At 70.2% G+C, this 13,597-nt stretch carries 13 protein-coding genes and 1 riboswitch; of the genes, 7 read left to right on the top strand and 6 right to left on the bottom strand.

Translation table 11 applies throughout. The features are described from left to right. Positions 1 to 4: 4 nt before the first annotated feature. A complete protein-coding gene (locus tag ACFZBT_RS39250; RefSeq protein WP_391114840.1) occupies positions 5 to 1,477 on the bottom strand; it encodes a trehalose-6-phosphate synthase in 1,473 nt (490 codons plus the stop codon). Between the two features lie 118 nt (positions 1,478 to 1,595). Continuing rightward, entirely contained in the window at positions 1,596 to 2,540 is a 945-nt protein-coding gene (locus ACFZBT_RS39255; RefSeq protein WP_391114843.1) for a glucosyl-3-phosphoglycerate synthase, read from the bottom strand. Positions 2,541 to 2,700: 160 nt separating this feature from the next. Continuing rightward, positions 2,701 to 2,857, top strand: a riboswitch (SAM riboswitch). A gap of 18 nt (positions 2,858 to 2,875) precedes the next feature. Between ACFZBT_RS39255 and thrC the strand changes: the two genes are divergently transcribed. From thrC to ACFZBT_RS39285, 6 genes are all read left to right on the top strand, one after another. Next, a complete protein-coding gene (gene thrC, locus ACFZBT_RS39260) occupies positions 2,876 to 4,162 on the top strand; it encodes a threonine synthase (RefSeq protein ID WP_391114846.1) in 1,287 nt (428 codons plus the stop codon). A gap of 102 nt (positions 4,163 to 4,264) precedes the next feature. Then, the gene (locus ACFZBT_RS39265) at positions 4,265 to 4,540 is read left to right on the top strand and encodes a MoaD/ThiS family protein (protein ID WP_215120661.1); all 276 of its coding nucleotides are present in this window, start codon (positions 4,265 to 4,267) and stop codon (positions 4,538 to 4,540) included. Between the two features lie 448 nt (positions 4,541 to 4,988). After that, complete coding sequence (locus ACFZBT_RS39270) at positions 4,989 to 5,192, top strand: cold-shock protein (RefSeq protein ID WP_003949956.1); 204 nt, start codon at positions 4,989 to 4,991, stop codon at positions 5,190 to 5,192. A 495-nt stretch (positions 5,193 to 5,687) separates the two neighbouring features. Then, a complete protein-coding gene (groL, locus tag ACFZBT_RS39275; RefSeq protein WP_391114850.1) occupies positions 5,688 to 7,310 on the top strand; it encodes a chaperonin GroEL in 1,623 nt (540 codons plus the stop codon). Positions 7,311 to 7,561: 251 nt separating this feature from the next. After that, the gene (locus ACFZBT_RS39280; protein ID WP_391114853.1) at positions 7,562 to 8,683 is read left to right on the top strand and encodes an NADH:flavin oxidoreductase; all 1,122 of its coding nucleotides are present in this window, start codon (positions 7,562 to 7,564) and stop codon (positions 8,681 to 8,683) included. Positions 8,684 to 8,778: 95 nt separating this feature from the next. Then, positions 8,779 to 10,329 (top strand): carboxylesterase family protein, encoded by a 1,551-nt coding sequence (locus tag ACFZBT_RS39285; RefSeq protein ID WP_391114855.1) that lies wholly within the window; start codon positions 8,779 to 8,781, stop codon positions 10,327 to 10,329. 10 nt (positions 10,330 to 10,339) lie between these two features. Here ACFZBT_RS39285 and ACFZBT_RS39290 read toward each other — a convergent pair whose 3' ends face one another. The 4 genes from ACFZBT_RS39290 to ACFZBT_RS39305 all read right to left on the bottom strand — a co-directional run bounded on the left by ACFZBT_RS39290 (position 10,340) and on the right by ACFZBT_RS39305 (position 12,912). Beyond that, positions 10,340 to 10,909 (bottom strand): hypothetical protein, encoded by a 570-nt coding sequence (locus ACFZBT_RS39290; RefSeq protein ID WP_391114858.1) that lies wholly within the window; start codon positions 10,907 to 10,909, stop codon positions 10,340 to 10,342. A gap of 13 nt (positions 10,910 to 10,922) precedes the next feature. Next, complete coding sequence (locus ACFZBT_RS39295) at positions 10,923 to 11,594, bottom strand: Uma2 family endonuclease (protein WP_391114861.1); 672 nt, start codon at positions 11,592 to 11,594, stop codon at positions 10,923 to 10,925. Positions 11,595 to 11,648: 54 nt separating this feature from the next. Further along, positions 11,649 to 12,506: a hypothetical protein gene (locus ACFZBT_RS39300; RefSeq protein ID WP_391114864.1), complete on the bottom strand. Its 858-nt coding sequence runs from the start codon at positions 12,504 to 12,506 to the stop codon at positions 11,649 to 11,651. Between the two features lie 208 nt (positions 12,507 to 12,714). Next, on the bottom strand, positions 12,715 to 12,912 hold the full coding sequence (locus tag ACFZBT_RS39305; protein ID WP_391114866.1) for a DUF397 domain-containing protein: 198 nt from the start codon (positions 12,910 to 12,912) through the stop codon (positions 12,715 to 12,717). Between the two features lie 79 nt (positions 12,913 to 12,991). On the opposite strand from ACFZBT_RS39305, the gene ACFZBT_RS39310 reads away from it, so the two are divergent. Next, on the top strand, positions 12,992 to 13,507 hold the full coding sequence (locus ACFZBT_RS39310; RefSeq protein ID WP_391114869.1) for a DUF6624 domain-containing protein: 516 nt from the start codon (positions 12,992 to 12,994) through the stop codon (positions 13,505 to 13,507). The last annotated feature ends 90 nt before the right edge of the window (positions 13,508 to 13,597 follow it).

Genomic DNA, 13,597 nt, shown 5'->3' on the forward strand with positions numbered 1-13,597 from the left:
CAGGTCAGCCCCTCAGCGCGTCGAGCTGGTCCGTGAACCACCGTGCCGGTGGCAACGCCGTGGCCGCCGCCGCCAGGCGCTTGCTCCGCTCGGCCCGCTCCTCCGGGCGCATCGACAGCGCCTCGTGCAGGGCCGCCGCCGTACCGGTGATGTCGTACGGGTTCACGGTGATCGCGTCCTCGCCCAGCTCCTCGTACGCCCCGGCCTCTCGCGACAGCACCAGCGCGCAGCCCGTGTCGGAGACGAGCGGGACCTCCTTCGCGACGAGGTTCATGCCGTCGCGGATGGGGTTGACGAGCGCGACGTCGGCCAGCCGGTACGCGGCCAGGGAGCGCGCGAAGTCGTCCTTGACGTGCAGCACGACCGGGGTCCAGCCCGGTGTCCCGTACGCGGCGTTGATCTCGTCCGCCAGCCGTTGCACCTCGGCCGTGTAGTCCCGGTACACGGCGAGGTCCTGCCGGGACGGGTAGGCGAAGGCGACGTGCACGACGCGCTCGCGCCACTCGGGGTGGTCGTCGAGCAGCTGCCGGTAGGCCAGCAGGCCGCGCACGATGTTCTTCGACAGTTCGGTGCGGTCGACCCGGACGATGGTGCGGCGGGCGCCGCCGTCCGGAGCCGGGCCGATCTCGTCCTTCAGCGCCGCCATCCGCTCGGCGACGTCGGCCTCGTGGGCGCGGGCGCGCAGGAACTCGGCGTCGGCGCCCAGGCCGTGCACGCCGATCCACGTGGTGCGCAGCGGGGGACGCCCGGTTGGCGTGTGCTCGACGGCCTTCGGGGCGCCGCTCGGCCACGACGGGAAGATCCGCTCACTGTCCGTGGCCCCGGCGCACCCCATGAAGGCCTGCGCCCACCGCCAGGTGAGGAACCCCAGCCGGTCCGCGCCCAGCATCCCCCACACCAGCTGCCCGCGGATGTCGTCCGGCAGCATCGCGAAGTACTCCGCCGGCGCCCACGGCGTGTGCGAGAAGTGCCCGATGCGCAGGTCCGGCCGCAGCTCGCGCAGCATTCCCGGCACCAGGCACAGGTGGTAGTCCTGCACGACCACCGCCGCGCCCTGCGCCGCCTCCTCCGCCAGCGCCTCCGCGAACGCCCGGTTGTACGCCTCGTACGACGTCCACTGCCGCCGGAACTCCGCGTCGAAGACCGGCTCCAGGGGTGTCTGGTACAGCATGTGGTGGACGAACCACAGGACCGAGTTGGCGACGCCGTTGTACGCGTCGGCGTGCACGTCGGCCGGGATGTCCAGCATCCGCACGCCGTCTTCGCCGACCCCGCGCCGGACCGCCTCGCGGTCGCCGTCGGACAGGGCCGAGCAGACCCACAGCGCGTCCGCGTCCGAGCCGATCGCGGAGAGCCCGGAGACCAGTCCGCCGCCGCCCCGCTTGGCGTTCAGCGAACCGTCCTCGCCCACCGCGTAGGAGACCGGGCCGCGGTTGGAGGCCACCAGCACCTGTGCAGCACCGTACGTAGAAGCCATAGCCCTCAACCTAGCCCGGCCCGGAAACGCTCAAACGTACGGACCTGGTCGGCCCCCTGACCCGCCCGGCCGAAAACAGCCCCGGTCAGGCCACTGTCAGGCCACTGCCCGGCCACGGTCAGGCGGCCTTCCGCGCCTGGTACTCGGCGATCTCCACCATCGGCGGACGCTCCTCGGTGTCCACGGAGTACGTCCGCGGCTCGAAGCCGTCCCCGCCCCGCTCGAACTGCGTCAGGGACGGCCGGATCAGATGCCCGCGGGCCAGCCGCAGCTGGGCCGTGCGGTAGATCGCGGCGGCCATCCGGCCCAGCGCCTGCCCGTCCTGGTGCCGGTGCTTGCGCACCCCGACGTCGACCTGGGCGAGGGAGTCCAGGCCCGCCAGGTGCAGGGCGTCGACCAGCATGCCCAGCTCGACGCCGTACCCGACGGGGAACGGCAGCTGCTCCAGCAGCGAGCGGCGGGCCGCGTACTCGCCGCCGAGCGGCTGCACGAAGCCGGCCAGCTGCGGCCAGTGCATGTTGAGCAGCGGGCGTGCCATCAGCTCGGTGACCCGGCCGCCCTGCCCGGCGGCGCCGCCGAGCGGACGGTCGTACATGGCCTTGACCAGGTCCACGTCCGGGTCGGTGAGCAGCGGGCCGACGATCCCGGAGACGAAGTCGGAGGAGAAGTCCCGCAGGTCCGCGTCGACGAAGCAGACGATGTCCCCGCGGGTGGCGAGCAGCGAGCGCCACAGCACCTCGCCCTTGCCGGGCACCGCGGGCAGCCGCGGGAGTATCGCGTCCCGGTGCACCACCGTCGCGCCCGCGGCCGCCGCCACCTCCGACGTACCGTCCGTCGAGCCCGAGTCGACGACGACCAGCTCGTCGACGAGCGGCACCTGCCGCATCAGGTCGTGGCGGATCACGGCGGCGATGTCGCCGACGGTCTCCTCCTCGTTCAGCGCGGGCAGCACGACACTGACCGTCTGGCCCGTGCGCTGCTTGGCGGCGAGTATCTGGTGGAGGGGGCGATCGGTCGCGGACCAGGAACGGGTGCTCAGCCAGCGCTCGACTTCTTCCAGCACCGTGGCGGCTCCTCTGCGTGCTCTCGGCGGGACGGACTGTGAGCCATCTCGCGGTTCGGACGACTATCTCAACTGTCCTGGTCGTCGGTTACAGTCTTGAACAACGCGGGTGACCATCGCATGTCCGGGGTCAACCCACGTCGACACGACAACCGAATACAGCTCATCCAGAGGGACAGAGGGAAACGGCCCGTTGAAGTCCCGGCAACCCTCCAGTCGGTACTCGTAGGTCACCGTCGACCACACGCGCGAGGCTCCCGGCTCGGGAAGGTGCCAAATCCGTCTCACGGCGAGATGCGTCGTGAGGAAGATGAGGAGAAAGGGCCTCGCCTCACATGGCTGCGCAGACTGTTGCAAGCACCACCGAATCCACCGTAGACCTCGGCCCCGCCGCCGCCCTGAGCTGCCGCGAGTGCGGCCACCGCGTTCCCCTCGGCCCGGTCTTCGCGTGCGAGGAGTGTTTCGGCCCGCTGGAGATCGCCTACGACTTCTCGGCCTACGAGACCGAAGAGCTCCGCAAGCGCATCGAAGCGGGCCCCGCGAACATCTGGCGCTACGCCCCGCTGCTGCCGGTCCCGGCCGACGTCGCGGACAAGCCGAACATCAACCCCGGCTGGACCAAGCTCGTCAAGGCCGACAACCTCGCGCGTGAGCTGGGTGTCGACGCCGGCAAGCTCTTCGTCAAGGACGACTCCGGCAACCCGACGCACTCCTTCAAGGACCGCGTCGTCGCCCAGGCCCTGGAGGCCGCCCGCGCCTTCGGCTTCACCACCCTGTCCTGCTCCTCCACCGGCAACCTCGCCGGTGCGGTGGGCGCCGCCGCGGCCCGCGCCGGCTTCCGCTCCTGCGTGTTCATCCCGCACGACCTGGAGCAGGGCAAGGTCGTCATGGCCGCGGTCTACGGCGGCGAGCTCGTCGGCATCGAGGGCAACTACGACGACGTGAACCGCTTCTGCTCCGAGCTGATCGGCGACCCGGCCGGCGAGGGCTGGGGCTTCGTCAACGTCAACCTGCGGCCGTACTACGCCGAGGGCTCCAAGACCCTGGCGTACGAGATCTGCGAGCAGCTCGGCTGGCAGCTCCCCGACCAGCTGGTCGTGCCGATCGCCTCCGGCTCGCAGCTCACGAAGATCGACAAGGGGCTGCAGGAGCTGATCAAGCTCGGTCTCGTCGAGGACAAGCCGTACAAGATCTTCGGCGCGCAGGCGCTCGGCTGCTCGCCGGTGTCCACGGCGTTCAAGGCCGGGCACGACGTCGTACGTCCCCAGAAGCCGGACACCATCGCCAAGTCGCTGGCGATCGGCAACCCGGCGGACGGGCCGTACGTGCTGGACATCGCGCGGCGTACGGGTGGGGCCGTGGAGGACGTGACGGATGAGCAGGTCGTCGAGGCGATCAAGTTGCTCGCGCGGACCGAGGGGGTGTTCGCGGAGACCGCCGGTGGGGTGACGGTGGGGGTGACGAAGAAGCTGCTTGAGAACGGGGTGCTCGACCCTGCCAAGACCACGGTGGTCCTGAACACGGGGGATGGTCTCAAGACGCTGGACGCGGTTGCGGGGACCGGGCTGACCGCGACCATCCGGCCCAACCTGGACTCGTTCCGGGACGCCGGACTCGTCTGATCGTTGCTTGCTGCGGGCCGGTGGGGGCTGGTCGCGCAGTTCCCCGCGCCCCTGGGTGCGCGGCCCAGCCGTAGCTCAACCGAAACCGGAGGTCATATTCCGATGAGCGTCACCGTTCGAATCCCCACCATCCTGCGTACCTACACCGGCGGGCAGGCCGAGGTCGCCGCCGAGGGCGGGAACCTCGGGGAGGTCATCGCCGATCTGGAGAAGAACCACACCGGGATCGCCGCCCGGGTGCTGGACGACCAGGGCAAGCTGCGCCGGTTCGTCAACGTCTACGTCAACGACGACGACGTGCGGTTCGAGCAGGGCCTAGAGACGGCCACGCCGGACGGCGCCGGGGTGTCGATCATTCCGGCCGTCGCCGGCGGCTGAACCGGTCGACCGGCTTGATTATTACCATCGGTAACGGCCGTCACTGAGCGTTGATTGAATTGCCCCCTCCGTGAGAGAAGCGGAGGGGGCAATTCTGTGTGGTTGAGCGCGGTACAGTTGGGGAACGCGACCCCGATCCCCTGATCGGCCACCCTGAATTCCTGCCGCGGGCCCGACAAGATGTAGCCAAAGTGTGTGTGTCTTTCGCGGCTTTTGTTCCCTTTGTGTGGCCCGACTTGCCCTGAAGTCTGGCGAATTCTCCCCACATTCCGGATGCCGCACGTCCAGAATTCTCGTCCGATTGACCTGTTGCAGAGGGCAGTTGGACAGATACATTCGGCCGCGGTCGACGCGTTCCGGCGCACGCCCCCAATCCGTGGGGGGTGAGGTCTGACCCGGATCCGCGAAGTGCGGATCTGTGCAAGGGCCAGTAATAGGGGAGTTAGGCATGGCTCAGGGCACCGTCAAGTGGTTCAACGCGGAGAAGGGGTACGGCTTCATCGCGGTCGACGGTGGTGCGGATGTTTTCGTCCACTACAGCGCGATTCAGATGGACGGCTACCGCACCCTTGAAGAGGGTCAGCGGGTCGAGTTCGAGATCTCGCAGGGCCAGAAGGGTCCACAGGCCGACATGGTTCGCGTCGCTGCCTGAACGCGCGACCACGACAAACCGCAAGCGGCAGGTCTTCTCTGAAGGGCCCGCACCCCCTGGGGTGCGGGCCCTTCGGTCTGTCCGGCGGGCGGCCGGGGCGAAGGGCCGGCGGGGGGGCGAAGGGCGGCGGGGGGGCGAAGGGCGGCGGGGGGGCGAAGGGCGGCGGGGCGGCGGTTCGTGGAAGTCCGCCGCGCCCGAGGGCGCCCCGTCTCGGGTGATCCGCCGTAGCGCTGTCCGCGGCCTGCGGATGAGCCGGGCGCGCCCCGTTCGCCGGGGGCTGAGCGGGCCGCCGTATCCCGAGAGGCGCTTGCACTCGCCTAGGCCGAGTGCTAATCATTGCGTTAGCACTCTGAAGGTGAGAGTGACAACGTAAGGACCGGGTCGGTGAGGCCCGCAGGCCGTGTGGGGAAGGAACCACGAGGCTGGCGAGCCGTCCGTCGCGGGCGCGGGCGCGGTCCGAAGTAATCACCCCCAGTCCTGGAGGGACCACTTCACATGGCCAAGATCATCGCGTTCGACGAGGAGGCGCGGCGCGGCCTCGAGCGCGGCATGAACCAGCTCGCGGACGCCGTCAAGGTGACGCTCGGCCCCAAGGGTCGCAACGTCGTCCTCGAGAAGAAGTGGGGCGCCCCCACGATCACCAACGATGGTGTCTCCATCGCCAAGGAGATCGAGCTCGAGGACCCGTACGAGAAGATCGGCGCCGAGCTGGTCAAGGAAGTCGCCAAGAAGACGGACGACGTCGCCGGTGACGGTACGACCACCGCGACCGTTCTCGCCCAGGCCCTGGTCAAGGAGGGTCTGCGCAACGTAGCCGCCGGCGCCAACCCGATGGCCCTCAAGCGCGGCATCGAGCGTGCCGTCGAGGCCGTCTCCGCCGCCCTGCTGGAGCAGGCGAAGGACGTCGAGACCAAGGAGCAGATCGCTTCCACGGCCTCCATCTCCGCCGCCGACACCCAGATCGGCGAGCTCATCGCCGAGGCGATGGACAAGGTCGGCAAGGAAGGCGTCATCACCGTCGAGGAGTCCCAGACCTTCGGTCTGGAGCTGGAGCTCACCGAGGGTATGCGCTTCGACAAGGGCTACATCTCGGCGTACTTCGCCACCGACATGGAGCGTATGGAGGCCGTCCTCGACGACCCGTACATCCTGATCGCCAACTCGAAGATCAGCAACGTCAAGGACCTGCTGCCGCTCCTCGAGAAGGTCATGCAGTCCGGCAAGCCGCTGCTGATCATCGCCGAGGACGTCGAGGGCGAGGCCCTGTCGACCCTGGTCGTCAACAAGATCCGCGGCACCTTCAAGTCCGTCGCCGTCAAGGCCCCGGGCTTCGGCGACCGCCGCAAGGCGATGCTGCAGGACATCGGCATCCTCACGGGCGGCGAGGTGATCTCCGAGGAGGTCGGCCTCAAGCTGGAGAACGCCACGCTCGACCTGCTGGGCAAGGCCCGCAAGGTGGTCATCACCAAGGACGAGACGACCATCGTCGACGGTGCCGGCTCGACCGACCAGGTCAACGGCCGCGTCAACCAGATCCGCGCCGAGATCGAGAACAGCGACTCGGACTACGACCGCGAGAAGCTGCAGGAGCGCCTGGCGAAGCTCGCCGGTGGCGTGGCGGTCATCAAGGCCGGTGCCGCCACCGAGGTGGAGCTCAAGGAGCGCAAGCACCGCATCGAGGACGCCGTGCGCAACGCCAAGGCGGCCGTCGAGGAGGGCATCGTCGCCGGTGGTGGCGTGGCCCTGCTCCAGGCCTCCCAGGTCTTCGAGAAGCTGGAGCTCGACGGTGACGAGGCGACCGGCGCCAACGCCGTGAAGCTCGCGCTGGAGGCCCCGCTGAAGCAGATCGCCGTCAACGGTGGTCTCGAGGGCGGCGTCGTCGTGGAGAAGGTCCGCAACCTCCAGGTCGGCCACGGCCTGAACGCCGCGACCGGTGAGTACGTCGACATGATCGCCGAGGGCATCATCGACCCGGCGAAGGTGACCCGTTCCGCGCTGCAGAACGCCGCCTCCATCGCCGCGCTGTTCCTCACCACCGAGGCCGTCATCGCCGACAAGCCGGAGAAGGCCGCCGCGCCCGCCGGTGGCGGCATGCCGGGCGGTGACATGGACTTCTGATCGACCCCTGGGGATTCCCCGGGTTGATCAACGGTCTTGCCGAGGGCGGCACTCCCTGTTCCGGGTATCCGGGCAGGGGGTGCCGCCCTCGGGCGCGTGCGGGGTCCGGGCGTGTGCGGGTGGGTGCGGGCGGGCGCGGGCGTGTGCGGGGTCACAGTGCGGGCGGGATGGCAGGGGCGGACCGGGTGGTTGAAGCGTAGGTCTGTCTTATGCGTATGCACATACTGTCCGGTATCCGAAGGAGCCCCTGAGTGACTGCCGCCGCCTCCCGCGCCGCCGAAATCCTGTCCCGGCCCGTAACACTGGGCGGCCTGACCGTCCCGAACCGCATCGCGATGGCGCCGATGACCCGGATGTTCTCCCCGGGCGGCGTCCCCGGCGAGGACGTGGTCTCGTACTACTCACGCCGTGCCGCCGCCGGAGTCGGCCTCATCGTCACCGAGGGCACCTACGTCGGGCACGACTCGGCCGGGCAGAGCGACAGCGTGCCCCGGTTCCACGGCGAGGAGCAGCTCGCGGGCTGGGCGAAGGTCGCCGACGCGGTGCACGCCGCGGGCGGCACGATCGTGCCGCAGCTGTGGCACATCGGCATGGTCCGCAACCAGGGCGAGCCGCCGTTCGCGGACGCCCCCGCCGTCGGCCCCTCGGGCCTGCGCATCGGCGCCGACGAGCCCACCGGCAAGGCCATGACCCAGGCCGACATCGACGCCGTCATCGGCGCCTTCGCCGAGGCCGCGGCCGCCGCCGAGCGCATCGGCTTCGACGGCGTGGAACTCCACGGCGCCCACGGCTACCTGCTCGACCAGTTCCTCTGGGAGGGCACCAACCGCCGCACCGACGCCTACGGCGGCGACCGCGTCGCCCGCGCCAAGCTCTCCGAGGAGATCGTCGCGGCCGTCCGCGAGACCGTCTCCGCCGACTTCCCGATCATCTTCCGCTACTCGCAGTGGAAGCAGGAGGCCTACGACGCCCGCCTCGCGGAGACGCCCGAGGAGCTGGAGTCGATCCTGACCCCGCTCGCGGCCGCCGGCGTCGACGCCTTCCACGCCTCGACCCGCCGCTACTGGGTGCCCGAGTTCGAGGACTCCGACCTCAACCTGGCCGGCTGGACCAAGAAGCTCACCGGCAAGCCCGCCATCACCGTCGGCTCGGTCGGCCTGAACGGCGTCGACTTCCTCAAGTCCTTCCAGGGCCAGGGCGCCGAGGTCAACGACCTCGACAACCTCCTGGACCGCTTCGAGCGCGACGAGTTCGACATGGTCGCCGTCGGCCGGGCGCTGCTCCAGGACCCGCAGTGGGCGGCCAAGGTGCTGGACGGCCGCTTCGAGGACACGGCCCCGTACGACCCGGCGGCGCTGAAGACCCTCAGCTGACCCGGGGGCCGGGGGTCCTGCGACTCTGGATTTACTTGCGTCAGTCAATGACACTGGCGGAGCGCCTGTTCACCGGCATTCGTGAGGAGCTCCAGATGACGACGACCGAGTCCCGCCCGTCGGCGGGTGGCCCATCGGACGAACCCGCACCAGTGGTCCGTACGACCGCCGGTGCGGTACGGGGCCGGAAGGAGGAGGGGCTCGCCGTCTTCCGCGGCATCCCCTTCGCCGCGCCCCCGGTGGGCGAGGCCCGCTTCCAGGCCCCGCGCCCTGCCCAGCCCTGGGACGGCATACGCGACGCGTACGCCTTCGGCCCGCCGCCCCCGCAGGACGTCGGCAGCCTGGGCGGGCCGGGCCTGCTCGACGTCCCCGAGGGCGACGAGTGGCTCACGGTCAACGTCTGGACCCCCGAAGCCGACCCGGCGGCCCGCCGTCCGGTGATGGTGTGGATCTACGGCGGTGCCTACAAGCTGGGCCACTCCGGCAGCCCCGGCTACGACGCCCGCCATATCGCGACCGACGGTGACGTGGTGGTCGTCTCCCTCAACTACCGCCTGGGCATGGAGGGTTTCGCGTCCATCGAGGGCGCCCCCGCCAACCGCGGCCTGCTCGACCAGGTCGCCGGGCTGGAGTGGGTCCGCGAAAACATCGAGGCGTTCGGCGGCGACCCCGACCAGGTCACGGTCTTCGGAGAGTCGGCGGGCGCGGGTTCCGTGGCTTCCTTGCTCTCCATGCCGCGCGCGGCCGGGCTCTTCCGGCGGGCGATCGCACAGAGCGTGCCGGGGACGTTCTTCTCCGACGCACTCGCCCGCGACATCGGTCTCGCCCTGGCCGCCGAGGTGGGGCTGCGCCCCACGGTCGCCGACCTCTCGACGATCGCCCCGCACCGGCTGACGTCGGCCGGCGAGACGCTGGGCGCCAAGATGCTCCAGTACGTCGACCGCTGGGGCCAGGCGGCGCCCACGGTCACGCCCTTCTCTCCCGTGGTCGACGGCGAGGTGCTGCCGACCACGCCGTGGCAGGCGCTGGCGGCCGGTTCGGCGAAGGACATCGACCTCCTCGTCGGCCACAACCGCGACGAGTTCCGCCTCTTCATCGCCATGGCGGGTCAACTGGGCCAGATCACGCGGGAGCAGGCGACCTCGGCCCTTCGCCTCTTCGCCCCCGGCGGCGAAGAGGCCTATCGCGCGGCCTTCCCCGACGCCTCCCCGGGCGAGCTCTACGAACGCGTTCAGACGGACTGGCTGTTCAACATGCCCAGCCTGCACCTGGCCGAGGCGCAGCGGGCGGGTGGCGGACGCGCCCATGTGTACGAACTGACCTGGCCGGCCCCGGGCAACGGCGGCGCGCTCGGTGCCTGCCACGGCCTGGACATCCCGCTGCTGTTCGGCACGTACGGGGCGGACCTGGGGCTGCTGACGTTCGGGGGCGGGGAGCCGCCCGCCGAGGCCCTGGCGCTGTCGGCGCGCTTCCGCGCGTCCTGGACGGCCTTCGCGTGGTCGGGGGACCCGGGCTGGCCGGCGTACGACGAGCAGGAGCGGCTGGTGCAGGTGCTGGACGCGGAGCCGGTGGTCGGCGCCTACCCGGAGGAGACGTCGCGGCGTCTGTGGGAGGGCTACGGGTTCCCTGCCCTGCCGCTGCTGTGAGCCGGCGCCGCTACAGGTTGCCCATGGGCTCGATGTCGACCTTCACCGGCGTCCCCCACACCCGCAGCACTTCGTAGTCGGTGAACTCGTGCACCAGCCGGTACGCCATGGCGGCCCGGGGTGCGCGGCGCTGGGCGTTGATGAACAGCTCGGCCTCGCGGCGGTCCCGGCGCGGGGTCCCGCACAGTTGCCAGGCCTGGCCGTTCCACAGCTCGGGCAGCCAGCGCTGCTGGGGCTGGGGGCGGTCGCCGCTCACGCCGTAGCGGGACTGGACGGGCTCGGTCTGCGGCGGCTGCGGGGCGGGTCCGTTGAACTCGTTCCGGCGGGCGCTCCTGCGGCGGGTCTCGCAGAGCAGGCACAGGTCGGGGGCGTTCTCGTCGACCGGGCCGTTCGGATGCTCGGCGCAGCGGGTGCTGGGCGCGGCGCCCGTGACGCTCTCGTCCAGCAGGTCCAGCGCGCGCTTCAGGTCGGCCTTGACCTCGTGCAGCTTGGCGTCCGGGGTGTCGGAGGTGAGGGCCTCGCCGTGCTCGCCGAGGACTCGGAGGGCTCGGCCTAGGGCGGTCAGCTGGGCGTGGTTCATACGCCCATTGTCCTCAGTCGGCGTAGTCCTTGGGTTCTTCGGTGTCCAGCGTGAAGCCGAGAGGCTCGGGCAGCTCGACCGGGGTGCCCCAGGAGTACGACGCTTTTTGCTGGTACAGGCCGTCCTCGGGTTCGCTGTACACGACGACCGTGTTGTGGTCGCGGTCGATGAGCAGGTAGACGGGAATGTCCACTGCCGCGTATCCGACGGGCTTGTCGATGCGGTCCCGCTGGTTGGTGTCACGGTCGTGGGAGGTGATCTCGACGACCATGAGGACGCCGTTGGCGGCTGACCACTCACCGTGCCCTTTGAAGTGCCCCCGTCGTACGAGAGCCCCGCCGGCCCGGGCACGGCCCTTGCGGTAGGCCTCGGTCCGGACGCCTCGCTCGTGATGGAGCCGCAGGTCGGGCCGATGGTGCAGACACTGCTCGAGCAGCCACATGTGAATCTCGCTGTGGTTGCCGTCCGGCATGGCCTTGACCTCTAGTTTTCCGTTGATGTACTCGAGCCGCACGGTCTCCGGCGCGCGGCGTTCCAGCTCTTCGAAGTCCTCGACGCTGAGCGGGTCCTTCGTGCGGACGCGCCCGTCGACGTACTCGAGCCGCACGGTCTCCGGGGCCGCGTCGGCAAAAGCCTCGAAGTCCTCGATGGGCATCAGCGGACGGTCAGCGGTACCAGGGGTCATGGTGCCTCCTCCCTTCCATCGTGCCCTGGGGAGTGAGGCGCACCGTAGGAGCTGTCATGCGTGTGCCTTCTCTTGTAGTCGTTGGGACATTGCGGCGCGGATACCGGCCGCGTGCGCGTGGACCGTGGAGGCGGAGAGGGGTGCAGGGGGTTGTGCGGGGGCGTGTTCGCCCCGGCAGGCGCTGCAACGGCCCCCTGGCAGGGTTTCCGGACGCCCCGGGGCACCGCAGTTCGCGCACTCCAGGACCCGTAGGGGCGGGCGCGGGGCGGGTGGGGGCGGAAGTTTGCTGGTCAGGCGGCTTCGGACCAGGGCCGCGGCGTGGTGGACGGGAGTCGGCAGGCCGGATGTCAGCTCCCGCAGTACGTCGCCCTCCGAGGCGCCACGCGCGAACCAGTCCGCCACGAGTGGAGCGAGCGTCGCGCAGTCCCGTTCGGAGAGGGACAGGACGGGGGCGGTGCGGCCGAGGGCGGCGAGGAGGATGTGCGCCCGGGAGCGGGTGGGGCGAGCCGCTGCCTGCGGCCGCGGTGCGTCGCCGCGGGTGAAGGCGGCCCACCAGTCGTCGTCCCGGGCGGTGCGGGTGAACCACGTTCGAGTGATCCAGCGGGAGCTGCCGTCCTCTGCCGTCATGCACTCCCGGCCTCGGCGCAAGTGGCCTGCCCGCTGGATGCGGTTGAGGGCCGTGCCGAGGGCGCACTGTCCGTACGGGAGCTGTTTGGCCAGCGTCTTTACGGAGATGTCGGCGCCGTCGGGGAGGCGGTCCAGGTAAGCGGCGATGGCGGCTTCGCGCGGTGGGAGATGTGCGAAGTCGTGGTTGGTGCGGGGGAGTTGGTCGGGAGCGGTTCGTTTGCCGTAGCCCGGTCCCGCCATGGGGTGCGCGGACGGGGATGCAGCACTAAAGTTGGCTTCAGCCATGGGACCGAACCTGTTTTTCGATCTCGTTGGTTAAGCCCCCGCAGGTGTTGGCGCACCGGGCGGGGGCTGTTGCTTGTCCAGGAACGTTAGAGGCATATGACTGTCCGTGGCAAGCCGAACGCGTCGCGTCAACTGGCCGGGTGGGAGGGTGGGTTGAGGCCCTCCACCCATTCCATGAAAAGAGGGCTCGAAGCCCGGATCCCGAAGCTCAGGCGGTCCCGTCCTTGACGTTCACGAAGAACGCGACCCAGGCTCCGGCCCGGAACACGAGCTTCGGGCCGTTGGGGGGCTTGGAGTCGCTGCCCGCGCCGGTGCGGCAGGTCAACAGGGAGCCGAAGTCGAGGTGGAACGAGCCCCCGCTGATCGGCGTAGATCCAGTATCCCGCCTGCGAGGCCCTCGTGTCACCGTACTCCGGAATGATCTTTTGGGGTCGATCGGGCTTTTAGGGTTCTGCCAAACAGCTGAAACAGCAAGGGAGTTGACCATGCCCCACAACCTGACGACCCTCGCGGACGAACTCACCGCCATGGCAGCCGCCGACCACGAGATGGCCGTCACCGGAGCCGCCCACGGAGACGACCCGGCCGGTCAGCTCGCCTGGCGGCGGCTCACCGCGCGGCACGGGGATCGGCTGAACCAGATCATGGACGAGGTCGGCTGGCCCACCGCCGGGCTCGTCGGGGAGGGCGCGGCCCGGGCCGCCTGGCTGATCGCCCAACATGCCGACCGGCAGCTGGACGTGCAGCGGCGGGCGCTGCGGCTGCTGGAGGAGGCCGTGGCCGCGGGGGCGGCACAGGCTCGGGACCTGGCGTTCCTGCGGGACCGCACGCTCGTGAACGAGGGGCGGGAGCAGGTCTACGGGACGCAGATCGCGGGCGTCGCGGAGGACGGCTCGCCGATCCCCTGGCCGTGTGCCGAGCCGGACCCCCAGCGTGTGGACGAGTTGCGCGCGGGTGTCGGGATCGAGCCGTTCGCCGAGTACGTGGCGCAGTTCTCCTAAAGGGTGTTGCAGAAGGCTTGGTGGCGGGCATCTTGCCTGTATGGGTGGGGTGTTGAGGGCTGAGCCGGTGTGGGTGGAGACGTTCACCGG

It is taken from the genome of Streptomyces sp. NPDC008137, from assembly GCF_042957035.1.
Classification (GTDB): domain Bacteria; phylum Actinomycetota; class Actinomycetes; order Streptomycetales; family Streptomycetaceae; genus Streptomyces.